Source organism: Halomonas sp. GD1P12, assembly GCF_025725645.1.
In the GTDB taxonomy this organism is placed as follows: Bacteria; Pseudomonadota; Gammaproteobacteria; order Pseudomonadales; family Halomonadaceae; genus Vreelandella.
Genome location: NZ_CP107007.1, coordinates 1,076,808 through 1,099,918, shown reverse-complemented (window position 1 = coordinate 1,099,918; position 23,111 = coordinate 1,076,808). Strand labels below are relative to the sequence as shown.

Here is a 23,111-nt window from a genome sequence, read left to right as displayed (position 1 = left end):
CGGCGGCGCGAAGATCAAAAAACGTTTAGAACGAGGCCATCTGAGCGGCACTCACCAGGCGCTCGGCAGCCTGATCGGCGGGCATGTTGGCGTCATTGAAGTAGTTGGTCACCACATCGAAGATCGCGCCCTGCACATCGGCGCGCACGGCCATGCCGTGGGACATGCTGGGCACCAGGCCACCGGTTTCGGCGGTGCGCTGAAAATCCGCCAGCGATTGCTCGGCGCAGCTGTCGAACTCGCTCATGTCGAGATCCGGGCGGGCGGGAATCGAGCCCTTGGCCAGGTTGAAGGCTTCCTGGAAGGTGGGTTCGAGTACCAGCCGCGCCAGCGCCTGCTGGGCCTCGCGTTCGCCGTCGTCGCTGACGCGGAACATGGCGAGGCTATCGATGTTGAACGAGAAAGCGTCTTCACTGCCAGGCGCTGCGGCGCACAGGTAGTCTTCGCCAGCAGTAAGCCCGGCGGCGGTGAACTCGCCCTTGGCCCAGTCGCCCATCAGCTGAAAGCCGGCCTCGCCCTCGATCACCATATTGGTCGCGATGTTCCAGTCACGCCCGGGCATACCCTCGTCCATCAGCTCGCGCAGGCGTTTGAAGGTCTCCAGTGCCTCGATCATTTGCTCGCTTCCAAGCGCCTCGGGGTCGAGCTCGACCAGCGACTGGCGGTAGAAATCCACCCCCTGGCTTCCCAGCACCACGCTCTCAAAAATCGTGGCGTCCTGCCAGGCCTGGCCGCCGTGGGCAAGCGGGATAAAGCCCGCCTCGCGAATCGCCTCGCCAGCGGAGAACAGCTCGTCGAGCGTCGTGGGCATTTCGACCCCGGCGGCGTCCAGCACGTCCGGGTTGGCCCACAGCCAGTTGACCCGGTGAACGTTGGCCGGCACTGCCACGTAATGACCGTCGAAGCGCATGATATTGGCGACCACCTCGGGCAGCAGCGCGTCCCAGTTCTCCTCGGCGGCGACGTCGTCGAGATCGCCCAGAAGTCCGAGCTCGCCCCATTCCTGAATTTCCGGCCCCTTGATCTGGGCCGCCGACGGCGGGTTGCCAGACATGGCGCGGGATTTCAGTACGGTCATTGCGGTTTCACCGCCACCACCGGCCACGGCGAAATCTTCCCAGCCGTAGCCTTCGGCCTCGAGAAGCTCCTTGAGCACGTTGGCCGCGCGGGCCTCGCCGCCGGAGGTCCACCAGTGGAGGACTTCGACATCGCTTGCCTGGGCCGAGGTGGTGGCGGCCATCGAAAGCGCAAGGCCGAGGGCAGATTGACGCAAAGTCGGTAGAGGCAAAGTAGGTAGACGCAGCGTGGACATGGTGGCTCCTGGCGTTGTTATTGTCGGCGCCTGAGGCGGCGCGGATCGACTGTTATAAGACGTTCGACATCGAGGGCCAAATTCGAGCGTGCCCTTTACGTGAGGGTACGCCGCCGGGCAGGCAAACGGGAGTATCGCTTTCCTACAAAGTGTTGGCGCTTTATTACAAGCCGGTAACATTGGCCTGACGGGCAAGCGTCAGCGTGGCGACGAGCCCGCCGGCAGGATGATTGGCAAGCGTGATATCGCCGCCGTGAGCGCGGGCGATGTGGCGGGCGATGCCGAGGCCCAAGCCGCTGCCGCCGGTGTGGCGGCTGCGCGAGGCTTCCAGGCGCACGAACGGCGAAAAGACCCGGTCAAGCTGTGACTCCTCGATGCCGGGGCCGGCATCGCGAATGCAAAGCGTCACGCGCTGCGGGGCGTCGATGATCTCGACTCGGGCGTGCTGGCCGTAAAACACCGCGTTCTCCAATAGGTTCGAAAGACAGCGCTTGATCGCCAGCGGTTTGACCACCAAAGGCTCGGCCTGGCCGGTGATCTCGACATCGCCACCCTGCAAACGAAGCTCCGAAGCGAGATGAAGCGCCAGCGCCCTGATATCCGTGGCCGCCGGCTCCTCGTGCAGGTCGAGCCCTTTGACCGAGGCCAGCGCTCCCTTCACCAACTCGGAAAGCTCGTCGAGCGAAGCGCAAAAGCGCTCACGCTGGCGGGGGTCGTCGAGCATTTCGGCGCGAAGGCGCATCCGGGTAATCGGGGTTTTCAAATCGTGGGAGATCGCCGAAAAGAGCCGCTCGCGCTCCTCGACCTGCTCGCGTATGCGCCGCTGCATACGGTTGAACGCCGCCGCCGTCGCGGCGACTTCTCTCGGGCCGCTCTCCTTGAGCGGCGGGCTATCCAGGTCGTCGCCGAGCTGCCGCGCGGCGCGCGCGAGTCGCGCCAGGGGCCGGGTGGCGCTTTTGATGCTTAAAAGTGAGAGCCCCAGTACGCTGATCAACACCAGCACCCCCACCAGCAGGCGCTCCTCGGAAAGCCAGGCACGGGCGCTGAAAATATCCGGCACGCCGAGCAGCGTGGCGACATAGAGCCACATGTTGGGCGCAAGCTCGAGCTGCACCACCAGAATCGGCGGCGACAGCGGCTCCATCAACAGGCTGTGCTGGCCCCAGCGCGGCGGCAGATCATGCAGCAGCACCTCGTTATTGAAAAGGCGCAGGGTGTCCGGGCGCGAGAACTCGACGACGACATCCTCGATGGCGAGCTCGCGGGTCAAAATGGTGTGGACGTTGTCCACCACCAGCGCCTTTTCCGGGCCGTCGCCGATATCGACCACCGGGATGCGCCGCTCGTTGACGCTGACGAAAAAGCGCGTGCCGCCCATGTTGCGCAGCTGGTCGAGCACGATATGGCGATAGTCCACCGGCAGCGAGCGAAAGTACTTCATGGTCGCGGCGATGCTTTGCGCCATATTGTTCGATAGCTCATCGAGCTGTTCGAGCTGGCTGGCGCGCACCTGAGCGCTCCAAAGCGCGTAGCTGCCCGCCTGGGCCGCTAGTACCCCAATGATCATGATGATCACGAAGCGCCCGCGAAGCGTGGCCGGAAGCAGGCGTTGAAGAAGTCGTTTCAGCGTCATCACCCGACGGCATCGACCCGGGCGGTGAGCACGTAGCCCGCCCCGCGCACGGTACGAATCAGCTGGGAGTGCTGGGCATCCTCGCCCAGGCGCTGGCGCAGCCGGCAGACGTGAACGTCGATGGAGCGATCCAGCGGCGGCGCATCGCGCCCTCGGGTGAGCGTGTAAAGATCGTCGCGGGTGATCACCGTCGCCGGGCGCTCGAGAAACACCTGTAGAAGCTGAAAGTCGGCGCCGGAGAGCGCAACCTGGGCGCCGCGCTCGTCGGTCAGCTCGCGGGTGGTGCGATCAAGCTGCCAGGCGCCAAAGCGCACCACCCGGGCGTCTTTGACGCTGGCCGGCGCCGGGGCGTGGGCGCGACGCAGCACCGCCTTGATGCGCGCCAAAAGCTCGCGCGGGTTGAACGGCTTGGCGACGTAGTCGTCGGCGCCGAGCTCGAGCCCCAGAATGCGGTCGGTATCGTCGCTACTGGCGGTGAGCATGATGATCGGCAGATCCCCCTGGCGGCGCAGGCGGCGGCAAATGGCGAAGCCGTCGTCGCCGGGCATCATCACGTCCAGGATCAAAAGATTCGGCGTGCTCGTCGCAAGCGTTTTGAGCAGCGAATCGGCCCCGTCGGCGGTCTCTACCTGGAAACCGTGGCGGCCCAGATAATCCGCCAGCAGCTCGCGGATCTCCGGGTCATCGTCGACGACCATGATGCAGTCACTCGAGGTGGTCATGATAAGCGGGTTCCGGCTCATTATCGTTGGGCCACGATAATGGTGGAGAGCCCGGCCCGCTACAAGCGCCTATCGACCAAGGTGGTAGACGCCCTGCCCTGCCTTAAAGCCCGAAACGCTCGCGCAGAAGCTCGGCCACCCCCGCCTCGTGGTGGTGGCCGATCTGGCGCCCGCGCCCCAGCCGCCCGGCCATCTCCGGGTGGGCGTTGGCCATGTAATGCGCCTCGCCGGCGAGCGCGAGCATCTCCACGTCGTTCAGATTGTCACCAAAGGCGAGGCACTCCTCGGCGCGCAGGTTCAGGCGCTCGAGCAGTGCGGCAAGCGCGACGCCCTTGTTCACCCCACCGGCCATGATCTCGAGCGAATTCGGCGTCGAGTAGGTGACGTGCAAGTCATCCCCGCCGATCTGGCGAACGCTTGCCTCGATGCGGGCGAGCTCTAATGGGTCGCCGCCGTACAGCACCTTGCCGATGCCGTTGACCGGCATCTCGCTTGCCGGAACCACCTGATAGACGAAGCCGGTCGCGGCGTGCATCGCCAAATGCCCCGGCGACTCGGAATCGATATACCAGGCGTCGTCCAGATAAAGGCTCAAGCGCACGTTGGCCGGGCGCTCGAGTTCGATCAGCGCCCGCGCCTTTTCCGGGTCGACGTGGTGGGCCGCGAGCAGGGTGTCGTCCGGGGCGTGGGTGTAGGCGCCGTTGCTGCTGATCAGATGCATCGGTACGCCCAGCTCGTCGCGAAACACCTTCATGTCGCGGTAGTGGCGCCCGGAGGCGAGCGTGAGCTGGTGGCCCTGCTCGGTGAGCGCGCGCAGCACCTCAATGGTGCTTTCGTGCAGCACGTGATCACTTCCCAAAAGCGTTCCATCCAGGTCGGAAACAATCAGCCGGGGGGTCATGGTGGCTCCTTGGTCGAGGGCGTTAACGAGGGACTTGGTCAGGTTTTTCACGCGCTTCAAACGGCTGGCAAGCTTAACCGATTATCAGAGCCGCAGGTAAGTCATTGACCTTGCGAGCCGGAGGCGATATCGACTCGCCGAGCAATTGGCGCGATGGGCGGGAATCCGTATAGTGGCAGCCTACTCTCGCCAACTGATTGAACTCATGCTGCAAAATAATTCCGTGCTGGCTCAGCTCAAGCAACAGATTCGTGACACCACGCCGCGCGCCGAAGGCGTGATCAAGGGCACCGAGAAAGGCTTCGGCTTTCTCGAAACCGATGCCGGCGACTCCTATTTCGTGCCGCCCCCCGCCATGAAAAAGGTGATTCACGGCGACCGGGTCGAGGCAGTGATTCACGAAAACGGCGACAAGAAGTCCGTCGATCCGGAGAAGCTGATCGAAGCCGGCCTCGACCGTTTCGTCGCTCGCGTGCAAAAGCGCGAGGACCGCCTGGCCGTGGTGCCGGATCACCCGTCGATTCGCAACGTCATCAAGTCGCGCATCAAGCGCAGCCTGGACGAATCGAGCATCGGTGACGGCGATTGGGTCGTGGCGCGCCTCGTTCGCCATCCGTTAAAGGCGGACGATCGCGGCTTCTTTGCCCAGATCGACGAGCTGGTAGCCAAGGCGGACAACCCGGCGGTGCCCTGGCGGGTGACCCTGGCTCGCCACGCGCTCGAGCAGGCAAGCCCGGAGGCCGGCAGCGACTGGCCGCTGCGCGAGGAAGGCCTTGAGCGTGAAGACCTGACCGCCGAGCCCTTCTTCACCATCGACGGTGAAAAGACCAAAGACATGGATGATGCGCTGCGCATCACCACCCGCGACGACGGCGGCTGGGATCTCTCGGTCGCCATCGCCGACCCGACCGCTTATGTGGACGAAGAGCACGTCGCAGATCTGGAAGCGCGGGTGCGCGCCTTCACCGTCTACCTGCCGGGCCAGAACGTGACCATGCTGCCCGAGCAGTTGGCCGACGACCTCTGCTCGCTGTGGGAGGGCAAGACCCGCCCGGCGCTGGCCTGCACGCTGACCGTCAACGCCGACGGAAGCCTGGGCGACTACCGCTTCTTCGCCGCCAACGTGCAGTCCCACGCCAAGCTTGCTTATGACCGCGTTTCCGATTGGATCGACGGTGAAGGCGACTGGGCCCCGGCGGATGACATCGGCGAGCAGCTCAAAGCGCTCCAGGCGCTGACCGAGGCGCGCACCGCCTGGCGCAACGAGCACGCGCTGGTGTTCAAGGATCGCCCGGACTACGTGTTCGAGCTCGATGAAGCGGGCAACGTGTTGGCGATCAACACCGAAGAGCGCCGCATTGCCAACCGCATGATCGAAGAGTCGATGATCGCCGCCAACGCCTGCTGCGCGGATTATCTGGCCGCTAACATCGGCCACGGCATCTTCAACGTGCACCGCGCGTTCGAACCGGAAAAAGCCGAAGCCGCCCAGGAGTTTCTCGCCGGTCAGGAGATCGAAGTGGCCCTCGAGGCGCTCACCGAGCTCGACCACTACAAGGAGCTCAAGCGCGCGCTCGAATCCCGCGATGACGCCTGGCTCGACGCCCGCCTGCGCCGTTTCCAGGGTTTCACCAGCATGTCCGCTCAGCCGGGCCCGCACTTCGGTCTGGGGCTGGCCGCCTACGCTACCTGGACCTCGCCGATTCGTAAGTACGGCGACATGGTCAACCACCGCTTGATCAAGCGCGTGTTGAAAGGCGAGCAGGCCCCGGCCGAAGCGAGCCAGGCACTGACCGAGCAGCTCACCGAGCGCCGCCGGCTGAATCGCATGGCCGAGCGTGACGTGAAAGACTGGCTCTACGTGCGCTTTTTGACGTCGGCGGCCCAGAACCAGGACGTTTTTGAGGCCGAGATCATGGCGATCAACCGCGGCGGCATGCGCGTGCGTCTGCTGGCCAACGGCGCTACCGCCTTCGTGCCCGCGCCCTTGATGCACGCTGACCGCAACAAGGTCGTGATCGACGACAAGGAAGGCCGCATCCAGATCGAAAGCGAGGAGCGCTACAAGCTCGGCGACGCCCTGCGCGTACAGCTCGTCGAGGCGCGTGAAGAAACCCGCTCGCTGGTGGCCAAGCCTGCCGCCTAAACGGTGTTGAAACGCGAAAACGGCGGCGCCTTGAGGCGCCGCCGTTTTTTTATGTCCTGAAACTCGCCGCGGCGGGTCAGGTCGTCGCGTGGCGAGACGGCTTCGACGCCGCTCGATCGTTTTGAGCGTAATGAGGCTGGGCAAAGAAAAAGCGCAGCATTTCGCGGCTCGCCTCTACTCCCCTGGGGTCGGTATAGCTTCCCGACGCGCTGCCCCCGGCCCAGGCGTGGCCGGCACCGTGCAGCGTCCACTGCTCCAACCTGGCAACCCCTTGACCGTCGCGATGTACCCGGCGCGTATAGCGCTGGCCGGCGCCGGACGCCCCCTGCTCGGTGGTGGCGCCGAGTCGGCTAGCGGCGTACTGCGCCGCCACGCGCTCGGCGTTTTTTGGATGCACGGTGGTGTCGCGGTCGCCGTGGAAAACGATGGCCGGCACGCGGCACTCCTGCCCCTTCGTGACGGCGGTGGCGCCCTGCCCGCCCTGCATTGCGGCCAGCGCGTCCGGAAGGCTTTTGGCAACGCCGTGGGGCAGCCCCGAGTGCACGCCAACGGCAGCGTAAAGCTCCGGATACGTCATGGCCAGGGTGGTCGCCATGGCCGCGCCTGCGGACAGCCCGGCCACAAACACCCGCGAGGCATCGAGATGATAGGCGTCCAAAACCTGGCGCGTCATGCCCGCCAGAAGCTCGGGCTCGCCGCCGTCGCGCGCCTGGTCCTGGGCCTTGAACCAGTTCCAGCACTTCGAGGTATTGGCGCTTGCCGGCTGGGCCGGGTAGAGCACGCAAAACGTCTGCTCTTCGGCCTGCCGGTTCATGGCGGTGCCGGCGGCGAAATCGTCCGGGTTTTGGGTGCAGCCGTGCAGCATGACCACCAGCGCCAGCGGCTGCCCCTGATAGCCGCTCGGCGTGTAGAGTTTGTAGTCGCGTGCGCCGATACGGTTGGCGAAGCGCCCGGCGGTGAAGGCGCCGGGAGTGGCCGGCGCCAGGCGCTCGGGAGCATCGTCACCACTCGTCGCGCCGCCTTTCATACCGGCCCACTGCTGGCGCCAATCAAACGCGTGGGGCTGGTGCGGTGCTTCGAACGGCTCGAAGATGCGCGCCTTCACCTCGCAGGTGCTATCAAACACGTTACCGGTTTCGGTCGACGCGGGCTCGGGGTCGTCTGCGCCAGGCGCGCCCCCTTGCAGCACCCGCATCGCCTCAGTGAGCTTTCCGGCGCGGGTAAGCCGCGTCGCTTCTTGCATTCGCTGGGTACGGGTTGCGTCGATCATGATCGATACCTCATGAATACATCAATGAATACGTCAGTGGATGCGGCCTGACAGCGCCGCCTTGACCGCTTTGCTGGCATGCAGGGCGCCGAGCACCACGACGGAGTCGATCGTCGCGGCGGCGAGCTCCGGGGTGACATCATCGGCGATCGTCGCCATGCCGAGTACCTGGATCTGCAGGGTTTCACCCGCCGCCTGCAGCGCTTCCAGATCCGCCCGGCTGTAGTGCGTAAGCCCCAGCACGAAGGCCTTGCGCGACACGGTTTGCTTGACCACCTCGGCGTGGCTCGCCAGCTGGTTACGGATCGCCGTGCGGATCAGGTCGGTGCGGTTGGCGTAGAAGCCTTCCTGAACCAGCAGATCGATCTGCCCCAAATCGACCACGCCCAGGTTGATGGTGATTTTTTCGCTGGTGTCGCCGGTCTTGCGGCGCAGCTCGTGAACGCTCATGAGAACTCCTTTCTACATTAAAGATGGTCCATGGAATCCATATACCATCCATATGGATGTTATATTAGACCCGCTTGAGCAATAAGCAAGATCTTTCGATGTAAAGGCGGTAATGAAACGTGCTCGATGCGGCAAGCGATGCCGCTGTCGCATAACTGACTTGTTTTCTCGCTAGGCTAAGCGATCACTACGGCCGGCGGAGACGACCTTGCATATTGCCGACATCACCATGTTTCACGCCCCGGCTAGCGGCGGCGTGCGTACCTACCTGCAGGCCAAGCACCGCGTGCTGCAAGCGAGCGGCGTTCGTACCAGCCTGCTGGTGCCCGGCGCCGAGCGCGACAGCCTGAACGATCGCCATACGCTGCCCGCGCTCAACCTGCCGTTGGGCCAGGGCTACCGCTTTCCGCTGCGCCGCGGGCCTTGGCGCGAAGCGCTCGTGAACCTTGCACCGAACGTCATCGAAGCCGGCGACCCCTACGTGACCGCCTGGGCCGCGCTCGAGGCCGGCCAGCGCCTTGGCGTTCCGGTGGTGGGCTTCTACCACTCTGACCTGCCCCGACTGATGGGCGACCGCTTCGGCCACCGCGTACAGCGCCGCCTGATTCGCTACGTGGCCGATCTCTATAACCGTTTCGACAGCGTGCTCGCGCCCTGCCAGGCCATGGCGGATCGTCTTCTGGACTGGGGCGTCAATGACGTGCGCGTTCAGTCGCTGGGCGTGGACCTCGAGCGCTTTCATCCGCGCCATGCCGACCCTGCCTTGCGAACGCGCTACGGGATTGCCGAGCACAAGCGGCTGCTGATTTTCGTCGGGCGCTTTTCACGGGAGAAAAACATCGACGTGCTGCTCTCGACCATGAAGCACCTGGGCGAGGAGTATCATCTTCTGCTGATGGGCCCGGGGATGCCGACGCGCGTGCCCGCCAACGTGACCAGCGTGAGCCGCTGCTGCGGCGCTTTCGAGGTCGCGGCGGCGCTGGCCGCCAGCGACGCGCTGCTGCACGCCGGCACCCGCGAGACGTTTGGGCTGATCGCCCAGGAAGCGATGGCCAGCGGCCTGCCGGTGGTGGGCGCGCGCGCCGGGGCGCTGATCGAGAACGTGCCGTTGGGCGCCGGCGTGTTATGCCCGCCGCTCGACCCCGCCGCCATGGCCGATGCCTGCCGGGCACTGTTCGATAACGACATCGCCGCTAGCGGCCGCTATGCCCGCCACTTCGTCGAGCGCCGGTTTGGCTGGGAAAGCGTTATCGTTGACCTGCTTGGTCACTACAAAACGCTGGCCGGCGAGCAAAGCCATGTCCATCCCCGCGCTCTCAGCCGCTAAGCCTGCCCGGCGCCTGCACGCGCTGCCGGTGGTTTTGCTGCTGGCGGCCGTTGTCGCGCCCCTGGTGCTGGTTTTGCTGGCCGGCGGGCGCGAAGCGCTTTTATACGCCCGGGCGTTTCCAACGAGCCTGCTGGGGCTGATGGTCGTCATTGCCGCGGTGTGCTGGAACATCAACGCCCTTCGGCTACGCCTGATGCTGGGAATCGGCACGCTGAATCAGCGCAGCGCGCTGGGTATCGAGCTTGCGGCCAAGTTCGCGCTGTGCGCCACGCCCGGCGGCAGCGGCGGCCCGGTCACGCTGCTGGCGCTGCTTTCCAGGCGTGGCGTGCCGCCGGCCAAAGGCACCGCGGTGTTTCTCATCGACCAGGGCTGCGACTCGCTCTTTTTTCTGAGCATGCTGGGCTTGGCGGTCGCGGCCTCGCTGATCGGCGAGACGCGCTGGCCTCATCAGGGGCTGATCGAAGCCGCCCTGCTGGGCCTTGGCGTTTTGTTCACGCTCTTCGTGTTCGTGATCCTGTATTTACCCAGGCTTTTGCGCCTGCGCCCTAAAGCGCGCCCGCAGGCTGTACGGCGGCGCTGGCTGGCGCGGCGGCTGCTGCGCGGCCGACGGGCGCTGGCGATGACATTGCGCCTGCCCAAACCGACGCTTGCCGCCATTTTGCTGCTCACCGCGCTTCACTGGGTGCTGCGCTATAGCCTCTTGTTCATCGCGGTGATCGGCGTGGGTGGCCAGGCGGACTGGCTCTGGACGTTTCTCATTCAGATGCTGGCCATGGCGGCCAGCCAGTTGAGCTTTCTGCCCGGCGGTGCGGGCGCGGCGGAGCTGGGTGTGGGCACCCTGCTGCTGCCCTTGATGGCGCAAGAGCAGGTGGCGGCGGCGGTGCTGGTGTGGCGGCTGGTGAGCTATCACCTGTATCTCGGCGTGGGAGCGCCGGTATTTTTGCTGCTGGGCGCGCGCTGGCTCAAGCGGGTGTAAACGAGGCGCAATAAACAACCAACGGCCAGAGACTAAAAAGGGCACCCGAAGGTGCCCTTTTGACGTACGCGTGAACCGAGCGGCAACACTTACCAGCCGGTCGCTTCCTTCAGCGCATCGCCGATATCGGCCAGCGAGCGAACGGTTTTGACACCCGCCGCTTCGAGCGCGCCGAACTTATCGTCCGCCGTGCCTTTACCGCCGGAGATAATCGCACCGGCGTGGCCCATGCGCTTACCGGGAGGCGCAGTCACGCCCGCGATGTAGGCAACGACCGGCTTGGAGACGTTGTCCTTGATGTAGGCCGCCGCTTCTTCTTCCGCGGTGCCGCCGATCTCGCCGATCATGACGATCGCTTCGGTTTTCGGGTCCTTCTCGAACATCTCGAGGATGTCGATGAAGTTGGAGCCCGGAATCGGGTCGCCGCCGATGCCCACACAGGTGGACTGGCCGAAGCCGTGATCAGTGGTCTGCTTGACCGCTTCATAGGTCAGCGTGCCCGAGCGAGAGACGATGCCCACACGGCCTGGCTGGTGGATATGACCGGGCATGATGCCGATCTTGGTCTCACCGGGGGTGATGACGCCGGGGCAGTTCGGGCCGATCAGGCGAACGCCGAGCTCGTCGCATTTTACTTTCGCCTCGAGCATGTCAAGCGTTGCAATACCTTCGGTGATGCACACGATCAGCTTGATACCGGCATTGGCGGCTTCAAGGATGGAGTCCTTGCAGAACGCCGCGGGTACGTAGATCACGCTGGCTTCGGCGCCGGTTTCCTTGACCGCTTCTTTCACGGTGTTGAAGACCGGCAGGCCCAGATGCGTTTGGCCGCCCTTGCCCGGCGTGACACCGCCGACCATCTGCGTGCCATAGGCAATCGCCTGCTCGGAGTGGAACGTGCCCTGGCCACCGGTGAACCCCTGGCAGATGACCTTGGTGTTCTTGTCGATCAGGATACTCATTACTTGCCCTCCGCTGCTTTGACGACCTGCTGAGCGGCGTCGCTCAGGCTGGTGGCAGCGATGATGTTCAAACCGCTGGAGGCCAGCTTCTCGGCACCCAGCTCGGCGTTGTTACCTTCCAGACGCACGACGACCGGTACGTTGACACCAACCTGCTCGACGGCACCGATGATGCCTTCCGCGATCATGTCGCAGCGCACGATACCACCGAAGATGTTGACCAGTACGGCCTTGACGTTGTCGTCAGACAGGATGATCTTGAACGCCTCGGCTACGCGCTCTTTGGTCGCGCCGCCGCCTACGTCCAGGAAGTTGGCCGGCTTGCCGCCAGACAGGTTGACGATGTCCATGGTGCCCATCGCCAGGCCCGCGCCGTTGACCATGCAGCCGATGTTGCCGTCGAGCGCTACGTAGTTAAGCTCCCACTTGGCCGCATCCGCTTCACGCTGGTCTTCCTGGCTCGGGTCACGCATTTCCTGCAGGTCCGGATGACGATACAGCGCATTGCTGTCGAGGCCGAGTTTGGCGTCGAGGCAGTGCAGGTTACCTTCATCGGTAATGACCAGCGGGTTGATTTCCAGAAGCGCCAGATCCTTGTCGTGGAACAGCTTGGAAAGCCCCAGGAAGATCTTGGTGAACTGCTTGATCTGGTCGCCTTTCAGGCCCAGTTGGAAAGCGAGCTCACGCGCCTGGTAGGGCTGTGCGCCGACCAGCGGATCGATCTCGGCTTTCAGAATCTTTTCTGGTGTCTCTTCGGCGACGGTTTCAATGTCGACACCGCCTTCGGTGGACGCCATGAAGACAACGCGACGGCTGGTACGATCGACGACCGCGCCCAGATACAGCTCATCGGCGATGTCGGTGCAGTTTTCGACCAGAATCTTGGCAACCGGCTGACCTTTTTCGTCGGTCTGGTAGGTGACGAGATTCTTGCCCAGCCACTGCTCGGCGAAGGCTTTCGCTTCTGCCGGGTCCTTGATCAGCTTGACGCCGCCCGCTTTACCGCGGCCGCCTGCGTGAACCTGAGCCTTGACGACCCACATTTCACCGCCGATTTTTTTGCACGCTTCTACCGCTTCTTCCGGCGTGTCCACGGCAAAGCCCTTGGATACCGGCAAGCCATAATCGGCAAACAGCTGTTTGCCCTGATACTCGTGAAGGTTCATCGATTCATGCCATTGGTTGCATGTGACTCGAACGATGGCCGATGCCGGGCACCGGCCATCCCCGTGCCTCGATCCGAAAACCGGCCGAGGCGTTGCGCCACCTCAGGGTGACGCCTGGTTATTACACAATCTATTGACTACGCAGCGTTGTTCGTCAGCGCCGTCACGGACTTACTTGCGCTTTTTGCGGTTCGCCATATGAATGGCGTGCCCGTCCACGGCCAGCGCGGCTTCGTGTACCGCTTCCGACATGGTGGGGTGGGCATAGCAGGTCAGCGCCAGATCTTCGGCGCTGGAGCCAAACTCCATCGCGATCACGGCCTGTGCGATCAGCTCGCCGGCGTGCTGACCGACGATGTGTACGCCCAGGATGCGATCGGTTTCGGCGTCGGCGATCACCTTGGCGCTACCTTCGGTGGCGTTGTTCGCCATGGCGCGGCCGCTGGCAGCAAACGGGAAGGTACCGGTCTTGACTTCGATACCCTTGGACTTGGCGTCCTGCTCAGTCAAACCGACCCAGGCAACTTCCGGGGCGGTGTAGATGACACAGGGAATGGCGTCGTAGTTCATCTCGGCTTTATGGCCGGCGATGATGTCCGCCACCATGATGCCCTCTTCCGACGCCTTGTGCGCCAGCATCTGACCGCGAACGCAGTCGCCGATGGCGTAAACGCCCGGCACGTTGGTGCGGCACTGGTCGTCGACGAAGATGAAGCCGCGCTCGTCGAGCTCGATGCTGACATCATCACTGATCACGCCCTTGGTGTAGGGGCGACGGCCAACGCAGACGATCAGCTTGTCGAAGGTGATTTCCTGCTCGCCGTCACCGTCGGTGTACTTGACGACGACTTCGTTGTCCTTCACTTCGGAACCGGTGACGCGGGCGCCGAGTTTGATGTCCAGGCCCTGCTTTTTCAGCAGTTTCTGGGTTTCCTTGGCAACGGTCGTGTCGACCATCGGCAGGAAAGTGTCCATCGCCTCGAGCACGGTGACGTCAGAACCCAGACGGTTCCAGACGCTACCGAGTTCCAGGCCGATGACGCCGGCACCGATCACGCCCAGACGCTTAGGCGCGTCCTTGAATTCGAGCGCGCCGGTAGAGTCGACGATCAGATCGTCGGTCAGCGGCGTCGGCGGGATTTCGACCGGCACGGAGCCGGCGGCGATGACGATGTTGTCGGCTTCGTATGTGGTGGCGTTGCCGTCCAGGTCGGTGACTTCGACCTGGTTGTTGGCAACGACTTTACCGGTACCGTCGATCGCGGTGACGCCGTTGGCCTTGAACAGCCCAGAGATGCCGCCGGTCAAGTTCTTAACGATCTTGTCCTTGCGGGCCATCATTTTGGTGACGTCCATGGAAACGTCGCCGGCCTGAATGCCCAGGTCGTCGAAGTCGTGCTTGGCTTCGACGTACTTGTGCGAGGCTTCCAGCAGCGCCTTGGACGGAATGCAGCCTACGTTCAGGCAGGTACCGCCGTGAACCACGTTGCCTTCCTTGCCCTGCCACTTCTCGACACAGGCAACTTTCTGACCCAGCTGCGCGGCGCGAATGGCGGCCACGTAGCCACCGGGGCCGGCACCGATAACGATTACATCAAACTTGTCAGCCATGTTGGCTCCTTTCGCTTGGTGACCCTGAATGCGTGCGGCTCGATTGTGCCAATCGAAACACGACGTCGGGGCCTTGTGCGATAACTTGAAACACCTGAACGGAATGTCGAGATTCGCCGCCGGGCCTTGACCCGGCGGCGAAAGACGTTACACGTCGAGCAGCAAACGCGCCGGGTCTTCGAGCAGCTCCTTGATGGTGACGAGGAACTGGACTGCGTCCTTACCGTCGATCATGCGGTGATCGTAAGAGAGCGCCAGGTACATCATCGGGCGCACTTCGACCTTGCCGTTGACCGCCATCGGGCGTTCCTGGATCTTGTGCATGCCCAGGATGGCCGTTTGCGGCGGGTTGATGATCGGCGTCGAAAGCAGCGAGCCGAAGATACCGCCGTTGGTGATGGTGAAGGTACCGCCCTGCATTTCGTCGATGCCGAGCTTGCCGTCACGGGCACGCTTGCCGAAGTCGACGATGCCTTTTTCGACATCGGCGATCTTCATGGCGTCGGTGTCGCGCAGTACCGGCACGACCAGACCGCGGTCGGTGGATACGGCCACACCGATGTCCTGGTAGCCATGGTAGACGATCTCGTCACCGTCGATGGAGGCGTTGACGTCCGGGAAGCGCTTGAGCGCTTCAGACGCCGCCTTGACGAAGAAGCCCATGAAGCCGAGCTTGACGTCGTGCGCCTTCTGGAAGGTGTCCTTGTACTGCGCGCGCAGGTTCATCACCGCGCCCATGTCCACCTCGTTGTAGGTGGTGAGCATGGCAGCGGTCTGCTGGGCTTCGACCAGCCGCTTGGCGATGGTCTTGCGCAGACGCGTCATCGGCACGCGCTTCTCGGCGCGTTCGCCTTCCGCGGCGGCCGGTGCGGCGGCTTTCTTCGCTGGGGCAGAGGATTTCGAAGACTTCTTGGCACTGCCGTCTTTCACGGCTTTTTGCACGTCTTCCTTCAGGATGCGGCCACCCTTGCCGGTACCTTCGATTTTCGCCACGTCGAGATCGTTTTCGGCGATCATCTTGCGCGCCGCCGGGGCAACGATCTTGTCGCCCACTTTCTCGTCGGCGCCTTCGTCGCTGTCGCTTTCAGCGGCCTTGCTTTCGCTATCGTTGGCCTTGCTGCCACTGTCGCCGCCTTCGCTACCGCCGCCTTCAGAGAATATGGCCAGTACCGCTTCGGACTCGACCTGGCTGCCCTCTTCGGCCTTGATCTCGGCAAGCGCGCCGTCCGCCGGTGCGACGACTTCGAGCACGACCTTGTCGGTTTCGATGTCTGCCAGCACTTCATCGCGCTTCACGGCTTCGCCGACTTTCTTGTGCCAGGTAGCGACGGTGCCTTCCTGAACCGACTCCGGGAAGCTCGGTGCCTTGACGTCGTGCTGCTTGCCGCCGCCGGATTTCTCCTGCTGGGCATTTTGTTTCTCGTCGCCGGCGTCTTTCTCTTGCTTCTCGCCGCCGTTGTCTTTCTCGGACTTTTCGGCTTTCTCTTCACCGCCGCCGCTTGCTTCGCCGATCTTGCCCAGCACCTGCTCGGACTCGACGGTATCACCCTCTTCGGCCATCACGTCGGTCAACGTGCCTGCTTCCGGGGCCACGACTTCGAGTACGACCTTGTCGGTTTCGATCTCGACGATCAGCTCGTCGCGCTCGACGCTGTCACCCGGCTTCTTGTGCCAAGCGGCGACCGTGCCCTCGGCAACGGATTCCGGAAAGGTTGGCGCTTTGATATCAGTTGCCATGTCATTTCCCTTAATAGGTTCTCTAAACCCGGTGGCCGCTTATAGGTTAAAAGCGTCTTCCACCAGCTGGCGCTGCTGTTCAGTGTGAACGGACATGTAACCTGCCGCGGGTGCCGCAGAGGCCGGACGTCCAGCAAATTTCAATTCGCGGCCGAGGCCGTTTTTGAGCATGTCGGCGACGGTGCGCATGTGATGCTGGCTCGGGTACCAGGCGCCCTGGTTCATCGGCTCTTCCTGACACCAGACGATATCCTCGAGGTTCGGGTACGTCTCCAGCACTTCGAGAAGCTCTTCCTTCGGGAAGGGATAAAGCTGCTCGAGGCGAATGATCGCCGTGTCGTTACGCTCGTACTCGGCGCGCCAGTTGGCGAGATCGTAGTAGACCTTGCCGGCACACATGATGACCCGCGTCACTTCTTCCGCCGGGCGCTCGGCCTGGTCGGGCAGCACCATGTGGAATTTGCCCTGAGCCAGATCCTCGAGACTCGAGGTCGCATCCTTGTGGCGCAGAAGCGACTTCGGCGTCATCACGATCAGCGGTTTACGCAGCGGGCGGATGACCTGACGGCGCAGCAGATGGAAAATCTGCGCCGGCGTGGTCGGCACGCACACCTGCATGTTGTGCTCGGCGCACATTTGCAGGAAACGCTCCAGGCGCGCCGAGGAGTGCTCGGGGCCCTGACCTTCGTAGCCGTGAGGCAGCAGCATGGTCAAGCCGCAAAGCCGTCCCCACTTGGTCTCGCCGGAGGAGATGAACTGATCCACCACCACCTGGGCACCGTTGAAGAAGTCACCGAACTGCGCTTCCCAGATCACCAGATCGTTGGGCGCGGTGGTCGAGTAGCCGTATTCGAACGCCAGCACCGCCTCTTCCGAGAGGATGGAGTCGTGAATGGTGAAGCGCGGCTGACCATCGGCGATGTTCTGCAGCGGGACGTAGGTGGTGCCGTCCTTCTGGTTGTGGATCACGGCGTGGCGGTGCGAGAAGGTACCGCGGCCCACGTCCTGACCGGTGATGCGGATCGGGTGGTGCTGATCCAAAAGCGTAGCGTAGGCCAGCGTCTCGGCGAAGCCCCAGTTCACGCCCATGCCGCCGGCCTGCATCTTGCGCCGGTCTTCATAGATCTTGGCGACCTGGCGCTGCACGTCGACCCCGTCCGGGATTTCGCACATCTTCGCGGCGAGCTGCTGCAGGCGCTTCATGTCGACGGTGGTATCGGCATCACCGGACCACTCGTGGCCAAGATACGGCGCCCAGTCGACGAACAGCGACTTGTTGGGCTCCTGAACCAGGGCGTTAGCGACGTGATTACCGGCGACCAGATCGTCGCGGTAGGTTTCGATCATCGCCTTGGCGTCCTCTTCCGAGAGCACGCCTTGCTCGACCAACCGCTTGGCGTAGAGCGTACGCGAAGAGGCGTGGTCCTTGATCTTGGCGTACATCATCGGCTGGGTGCCGGAGGGCTCGTCCGCCTCGTTGTGACCCCGACGGCGGTAGCAGACCAGATCGATCACCACGTCCTTCTTGAACTGCTGACGGTAATCCAGCGCCACCTGGGCTGCGTGGATCACCGCGTCCGGGTCGTCGCCGTTGACGTGGAAGATCGGCGCCTGAACCATCTTGGCGATGTCGGTGCAGTACTCCGTCGAGCGGGCGTCCAGCGGGTTCGAGGTGGTGAAACCGACCTGGTTGTTGATGACGATATGCACCGTACCGCCGGTCTTGTAGGCACGGGTCTGGGACATCTGGAATGTCTCCATGACCACGCCCTGGCCAGCAAAGGCCGCGTCGCCGTGAACGTTGATCGGCAGCACCTTGCTGCCATCGGCATCCTGACGGCGGTCCTGACGGGCGCGCACCGAGCCTTCGACCACAGGGGCGACGATCTCGAGGTGCGATGGGTTGAAGGACATCGCCAGATGCACTTCACCGCCGGGTGACATGACGTTCGAGCTGAAGCCCTGGTGGTACTTGACGTCGCCCGAGCCGCGCTCGATCACTTTCTTGCCGTCGAACTCGTCGATCAGATCCGCCGGGTTCTTGCCCAGTATGTTGACCAGCAGGTTCAAGCGGCCGCGGTGGGCCATGCCGATCACGACTTCCTTGGTGCCGTAGCCGCCGGCGCGCTGAATCAGCTCGTCCATCATCGGCACGAACGTCTCACCGCCTTCCAGACCGAAGCGCTTGGTGCCCGGGTACTTGGAAGCGAGGTAGTTTTCGAGGCCTTCCGCGGCGGTCAGGCGCTCGAGCACGTGCTTGCGCACGTCTTCGCTAAACGTGGGCGCACTTCTGACCGATTCGAAACGGCGCTGCAGCCAGCGCTTCTCTTCGGTATCGACGATGTGCATGATCTCGCAGCCGATCGAGCGACAGTAGGTCTGCTCGAGCGCGTCGACGATGTCACGCAGCGGGGCCTTGTCGATGCCCAGAAAGAAGGAGCCGGTCTGAAATTCGGTATCGAGATCCGCTTTGGAAAGCTGATGAAAGGACAGATCAAGATCCGGAATGGGGGTAGGATTTCGCAGGCCAAGCGGGTCGATATTCGCCTTTTGATGACCGCGGAAGCGATACGCGTTGATCAACTGCAGGACCTTGACCTGCTTTTTGTTCTCACCGCTGTCGACCTGGGCTACGCCCTGACCGGGCCGGCTTTCGCGGCCAAGCTGATAGAACTGATCACGAATGGGGCTAAGCGGAACATCCTGGGAGGCACTGTCGTCGGACTCGCGCAGCTCTTTGAAATAGCGGCGCCACTCGTCGGGGACAGAATCGGGATCGTCGAGGTACTGCTCGTAAAGCGCTTCCACGTAGTGAACATTGCCGCCACTCACGTGAGAGGAACGCCACATCAACTCCATTATGCCTTGTTGCATCTCTCGGTCACCCTACACTGATGGGGTGGTATCGGTATCGCTGCACCATGCGGCGACATCGCTTGTGCCCTGCCGGCGGGGCGATTCAAAGACCGGCGGCACCGACCAAAGGCCGGAAACCTTCACGTGGTTCAATATCCAGCAATTCGCTAGCAGTTCATGCTCAAAAGCCGGTACAAGGGCACCGGCTTTTAAACGTGGCTGTTTGATACTGCGACGCAGCGTCGCACCACATGTCGTACTCTATGATAACAAGCGAAGCGCCGGGATTTAAGTAACTTTGTACGACAACCTGCACTTCACTTGTCTTTTTTCAAAAGATTAACGAGTTACGTGGCATCCGCCAGCAGCATTTCGCGAATCTTGCCGATCGCGCGGGTCGGGTTGAGCCCTTTGGGGCATACCGCCACGCAGTTCATGATGCCGCGGCAGCGGAACACGGAGAACGGATCTTCCAGGTCGGTCAGGCGCTCGCGGGTGGCATTGTCGCGCGTGTCCGCCAGGAAGCGGTAGGACTGCAAGAGCCCCGCCGGGCCGACGAACTTGTCCGGATTCCACCAGAACGACGGGCACGAGGTCGAGCAGCACGCACACAGAATGCACTCGTACAGACCGTCGAGCTTGTCGCGGTCTTCCGGCGACTGCAAACGCTCGATGGCCGGCGCCGGGGTATCGTTTTGCAGGTACGGCTGGATGCGCTCGTACTGCTTATAGAAGATCCCCATATCCACGACCATGTCGCGGATGACCGGAAGCCCGGGCAGTGGACGCAGCGTCAGCTTGCCGTTTTTGACCACATCGGACAGCGGCGTGATGCACGCCAGTCCATTTTTGCCGTTCATGTTCATGCCGTCGGAACCGCACACGCCTTCGCGGCAGCTGCGGCGAAACGCCAGGCCGCTGTCCTGCTCTTTCATCATGTGCAGAACGTCCAGCACCATCACGTCGCGACCCTTGGTGTCGACCTGAAACTCCTGCATATAGGGTGCGGAGTCGGTTTCCGGGTTGTAACGGTATATCGATACCTGAAGATTGGACATTGTGACTCCCTCTCAGTACACAGACTGACTCAGTACGAAGATTAGTAGGTACGAACCTTCGGCTCGAACGTATCAACGGTTTTCGGCTTGAAGTTGACGTCGCGCTGCTTCAGCTCTTTAGTGAGCGGGAAGTAGAGCGAGTGTTTCAGCCAGTTGACATCATCACGGTCAGGATAATCGTAGCGCGAGTGCGCACCACGGCTCTCTTTACGCTCGAGGGCAGCAATCGCCGTTGCTTCAGCCACTTCCATCAGGTTATCGAGCTCGAGCGCTTCAACACGCGCCGTGTTGAAAGCGTTGGACTTGTCCGGCAGGTGCGCGTTGGCAATACGCTTACGCAGCTCGGACAGCTTCTGTACGCCTTCCTGCATGTTGTCCTCTTTACGGAACACACCGAAAGAGTTCTGCATGATGTCCTGAAGCTCGGCCTTGAGCTCGGGAATGCTTTCGCCACCTTCGGACTCGTTCCAGCGGGTGATGCGCTTCATCGCAGTTTCGATGTCGGACTCGGACGCGTCCAGGTACTCGATACCTTCGTTGAGCGCGCCTTCGATGAACATGCCCGCTGCGCGGCCGAAGACCACGAGATCCAGAAGCGAGTTGCCGCCCAGGCGGTTGGCGCCGTGCACCGATACGCAGGCCGCTTCGCCGCAGGCAAACAGACCGTTGATGATCTGATCTTCGCCGGACTCGTTTTGCATGATGGCCTGACCGTGAACGTTGGTCGGGATACCGCCCATCATGTAGTGGCAGGTCGGTACGACCGGGATCGGATCCTTGGCCGGGTCGACGTGGGCGAAGGTCTTGGAGAGCTCGACGATCCCCGGTAGACGCTTGCCCAGTACCTCTTCACCCAGGTGATCGAGCTTCAGGAAGACGTGGTCGCCCTTGTCGCCACAGCCGCGGCCTTCGAGGATCTCCATGACCATGGAGCGAGCAACGACATCGCGGCCGGCCAGGTCCTTGGCGTTGGGCGCGTAGCGCTCCATGAAGCGCTCGCCATCCTTGTTGATCAGGTAGCCACCCTCGCCGCGGCACCCTTCGGTGACCAGCGTGCCGGCACCGTAGATACCGGTCGGGTGGAACTGCCACATCTCCATGTCCTGCATGGGGAAGCCGGCGCGCAGCGCCATGCCGATACCGTCACCGGTATTGATCAGGGCGTTGGTGGTCGAGGCGTAGATACGACCCGCGCCGCCGGTGGCGAGCACCGTGGCCTTGGATTTGACGTGAACCACTTCGCCGGTCTCGATGCACATGGCGATACAGCCCACGACGTCACCGCTGGCATTCTTGACCAGATCCACCGCGTACCACTCGTTCAAGAACGTGGTGTTGTTCTTGAGGTTGTTCTGGTAAAGCGTGTGCAACAGCGCATGGCCGGTACGGTCGGCGGCGGCGCAGGTACGCGCGGCCTGACCGCCTTCACCGAAGTTCTTCGACTGGCCGCCGAAGGGGCGCTGATAGATACGGCCGTTATCGAAACGCGAGAACGGAAGCCCCATGTGCTCGAGTTCGAACACCGCTTTCGGGCCTTCGGAACACATGTACTCGGCAGCGTCCTGGTCGGCGATGTAGTCACCGCCCTTGACGGTGTCGTACATGTGCCAGCGCCAGTCATCGTCCGGGTCGGACGAGGCGATCGCGCAGGTGATGCCGCCCTGAGCCGATACGGTGTGCGAACGGGTCGGGAACACTTTAGAGAGAACCGCTGTCTTCTTGCCGGACTTGGCAAGTTCCAGAGCAGCGCGCAGGCCAGAGCCACCGCCACCGATGATGATGGCGTCAAACGTCAGGCTACGAAGGTTAGACATGGATTAAGCTCCCCACAGAATTTGAATGCCCCAGACCAGGTAAACGAAAATGGCCAGAATGATGAGCGCCTGGGCACCGACACGCAGACGAGTGGACTTGAGGTAGTCGGTGGTGACTGTCCAAAGGCCAATCCAGGCGTGCGCGGCGATAGAGATGAAGGCCAAAAGCGAGAAGATCCGCATCCAGATCTGGTTGAAAAGCCCGCTCCAGGTGTAATAGTCAAGGTCGGGGTTGAACAGCAGGTAGCCCACGATGAACAGCGTATAGAGCGCAAGAATCACGGCGGATACGCGCTGCATGAGCCAGTCGGAGAGGCCGCTACGACCGAAACTCGTAATGTTGGTTACCATACCCAAACTCCTGCCAAGATGATGAGGACTGCGCTAACGACGACGGTGATCTGCGCTTTTTGAACGCTACCTTCCAGGGTGACACCGATATCGGCATCCATCAGCAGGTGCTTGATACCCGCCACGAAGTGAAAGGCCAGCGCAGACAGCAGGCCCCAGGCAACGAACTTGGCGAGAATGTTGGTGGCCAGCGCGTCACGCACGGCATCGAAACCGGCCGGTGAAGAGAGGGATTCCCCCAGTGCCCAGAAGGCAAAGATCAGGCCGACGAACAGGATGACACCCGTAATACGGTGTGTGATCGACGTCAGCGCTGGCAGAGGAAAGTGGATTGTCGAAAGGTCCAGGTTTACGGGTCGTTTGCTATTCACGGCGTTATACACACTCTTTTGGCCCACTCTGCGAAGGTTCGGGCTAACCCCGAGCGGGCAGTGGTTGCTGGAAGGGGCTCGGCCGTTGCCAAGTCGCATCCGACTAATTAGAGGTCGGTCGCGCGCGGTGGATTATAAGAACCTTCGCCCCGGCTTACAAACCGAACACAGGTCTAACTCGACTGTAACTGCAAAAAATTGCTGCCAGGTAGAGTCGATTTTGCGTTGCAGCATGACTATAGTATTCGATAGACCGCTAGCTTCATAAGCCTGTTAACCGCTTTATTCTAGTACGTCTGAAGAATAATTTCTTCACCCGCCCCCAGAAATTAGACAAAAGCACGACGAGATAATAGCTTTTGTACAATTACGGCGACTATTAAGGCTAATTGACAAAAAGTCGCACGCTTCTATAGTAGGCGAGCCTTTTCGCCGGCGCGGTAAGCGA

18 protein-coding genes are annotated in these 23,111 nt (G+C 62.4%); 3 read left to right on the top strand and 15 right to left on the bottom strand.

Going from position 1 to position 23,111, the window contains the following annotated elements; genetic code table 11:
- Positions 1–25: 25 nt before the first annotated feature.
- The 4 genes from OCT39_RS05115 to OCT39_RS05100 all read right to left on the bottom strand — a co-directional run bounded on the left by OCT39_RS05115 (position 26) and on the right by OCT39_RS05100 (position 4,568).
- The gene (locus tag OCT39_RS05115) at positions 26–1,312 is read right to left on the bottom strand and encodes an ABC transporter substrate-binding protein (protein WP_263586612.1); all 1,287 of its coding nucleotides are present in this window, start codon (positions 1,310–1,312) and stop codon (positions 26–28) included.
- A 163-nt stretch (positions 1,313–1,475) separates the two neighbouring features.
- Positions 1,476–2,945: an ATP-binding protein gene (locus tag OCT39_RS05110; protein WP_263586611.1), complete on the bottom strand. Its 1,470-nt coding sequence runs from the start codon at positions 2,943–2,945 to the stop codon at positions 1,476–1,478.
- On the bottom strand, positions 2,945–3,667 hold the full coding sequence (locus tag OCT39_RS05105) for a response regulator (RefSeq protein WP_263586610.1): 723 nt from the start codon (positions 3,665–3,667) through the stop codon (positions 2,945–2,947). Before OCT39_RS05105 ends, OCT39_RS05110 begins: the two co-directional genes overlap by 1 nt.
- Positions 3,668–3,770: 103 nt before the next feature.
- Complete coding sequence (locus tag OCT39_RS05100) at positions 3,771–4,568, bottom strand: HAD family hydrolase (protein WP_263586609.1); 798 nt, start codon at positions 4,566–4,568, stop codon at positions 3,771–3,773.
- 205 nt (positions 4,569–4,773) lie between these two features.
- Here OCT39_RS05100 and OCT39_RS05095 point away from each other — a divergent pair, with 205 nt between their 5' ends.
- Positions 4,774–6,714, top strand: a complete 1,941-nt coding sequence (locus OCT39_RS05095) for an exoribonuclease II (protein WP_263586608.1) — start codon at positions 4,774–4,776, stop codon at positions 6,712–6,714.
- 76 nt (positions 6,715–6,790) lie between these two features.
- Here the strand turns inward: OCT39_RS05095 and OCT39_RS05090 are convergent, their stop codons facing one another.
- A complete protein-coding gene (locus OCT39_RS05090) occupies positions 6,791–7,984 on the bottom strand; it encodes an alpha/beta hydrolase family esterase (protein ID WP_263586607.1) in 1,194 nt (397 codons plus the stop codon).
- A 33-nt stretch (positions 7,985–8,017) separates the two neighbouring features.
- Positions 8,018–8,434: a CopG family transcriptional regulator gene (locus OCT39_RS05085; protein ID WP_263586606.1), complete on the bottom strand. Its 417-nt coding sequence runs from the start codon at positions 8,432–8,434 to the stop codon at positions 8,018–8,020.
- 208 nt (positions 8,435–8,642) lie between these two features.
- Between OCT39_RS05085 and OCT39_RS05080 the strand changes: the two genes are divergently transcribed.
- A complete protein-coding gene (locus OCT39_RS05080; protein ID WP_263586605.1) occupies positions 8,643–9,761 on the top strand; it encodes a glycosyltransferase in 1,119 nt (372 codons plus the stop codon).
- Positions 9,733–10,737: a lysylphosphatidylglycerol synthase transmembrane domain-containing protein gene (locus OCT39_RS05075; protein WP_263586604.1), complete on the top strand. Its 1,005-nt coding sequence runs from the start codon at positions 9,733–9,735 to the stop codon at positions 10,735–10,737. The genes OCT39_RS05080 and OCT39_RS05075 overlap by 29 nt, the downstream gene beginning before the upstream one ends.
- An 89-nt stretch (positions 10,738–10,826) precedes the next feature.
- On the opposite strand, the gene sucD is transcribed toward OCT39_RS05075, so the two are convergent.
- The 9 genes from sucD to sdhC all read right to left on the bottom strand — a co-directional run bounded on the left by sucD (position 10,827) and on the right by sdhC (position 22,663).
- Positions 10,827–11,699 carry a succinate--CoA ligase subunit alpha gene (gene sucD / locus OCT39_RS05070; RefSeq protein WP_263586603.1) on the bottom strand — a complete coding sequence of 291 codons (873 nt, stop codon included), beginning with the start codon at positions 11,697–11,699 and terminating at the stop codon, positions 10,827–10,829.
- The gene (gene sucC, locus OCT39_RS05065; RefSeq protein WP_263586602.1) at positions 11,699–12,865 is read right to left on the bottom strand and encodes an ADP-forming succinate--CoA ligase subunit beta; all 1,167 of its coding nucleotides are present in this window, start codon (positions 12,863–12,865) and stop codon (positions 11,699–11,701) included. The genes sucD and sucC overlap by 1 nt, the downstream gene beginning before the upstream one ends.
- 171 nt (positions 12,866–13,036) lie before the next feature.
- Positions 13,037–14,476, bottom strand: coding sequence for a dihydrolipoyl dehydrogenase (gene lpdA, locus OCT39_RS05060; protein WP_263586601.1), 1,440 nt, complete (start codon positions 14,474–14,476; stop codon positions 13,037–13,039).
- Positions 14,477–14,623: 147 nt separating this feature from the next.
- The gene (odhB, locus tag OCT39_RS05055; RefSeq protein ID WP_263586600.1) at positions 14,624–16,213 is read right to left on the bottom strand and encodes a 2-oxoglutarate dehydrogenase complex dihydrolipoyllysine-residue succinyltransferase; all 1,590 of its coding nucleotides are present in this window, start codon (positions 16,211–16,213) and stop codon (positions 14,624–14,626) included.
- A 39-nt stretch (positions 16,214–16,252) separates the two neighbouring features.
- Positions 16,253–19,087 (bottom strand): 2-oxoglutarate dehydrogenase E1 component, encoded by a 2,835-nt coding sequence (locus tag OCT39_RS05050; protein ID WP_263586599.1) that lies wholly within the window; start codon positions 19,085–19,087, stop codon positions 16,253–16,255.
- 329 nt (positions 19,088–19,416) lie between these two features.
- Complete coding sequence (locus OCT39_RS05045; RefSeq protein WP_252106674.1) at positions 19,417–20,127, bottom strand: succinate dehydrogenase iron-sulfur subunit; 711 nt, start codon at positions 20,125–20,127, stop codon at positions 19,417–19,419.
- A gap of 41 nt (positions 20,128–20,168) precedes the next feature.
- Positions 20,169–21,941 carry a succinate dehydrogenase flavoprotein subunit gene (sdhA, locus tag OCT39_RS05040; protein WP_263586598.1) on the bottom strand — a complete coding sequence of 591 codons (1,773 nt, stop codon included), beginning with the start codon at positions 21,939–21,941 and terminating at the stop codon, positions 20,169–20,171.
- Between the two features lie 3 nt (positions 21,942–21,944).
- Positions 21,945–22,292, bottom strand: a complete 348-nt coding sequence (sdhD, locus tag OCT39_RS05035) for a succinate dehydrogenase, hydrophobic membrane anchor protein (protein WP_252106672.1) — start codon at positions 22,290–22,292, stop codon at positions 21,945–21,947.
- Positions 22,286–22,663, bottom strand: a complete 378-nt coding sequence (gene sdhC, locus OCT39_RS05030) for a succinate dehydrogenase, cytochrome b556 subunit (protein WP_252106671.1) — start codon at positions 22,661–22,663, stop codon at positions 22,286–22,288. Before sdhC ends, sdhD begins: the two co-directional genes overlap by 7 nt.
- Positions 22,664–23,111 lie beyond the last annotated feature (448 nt).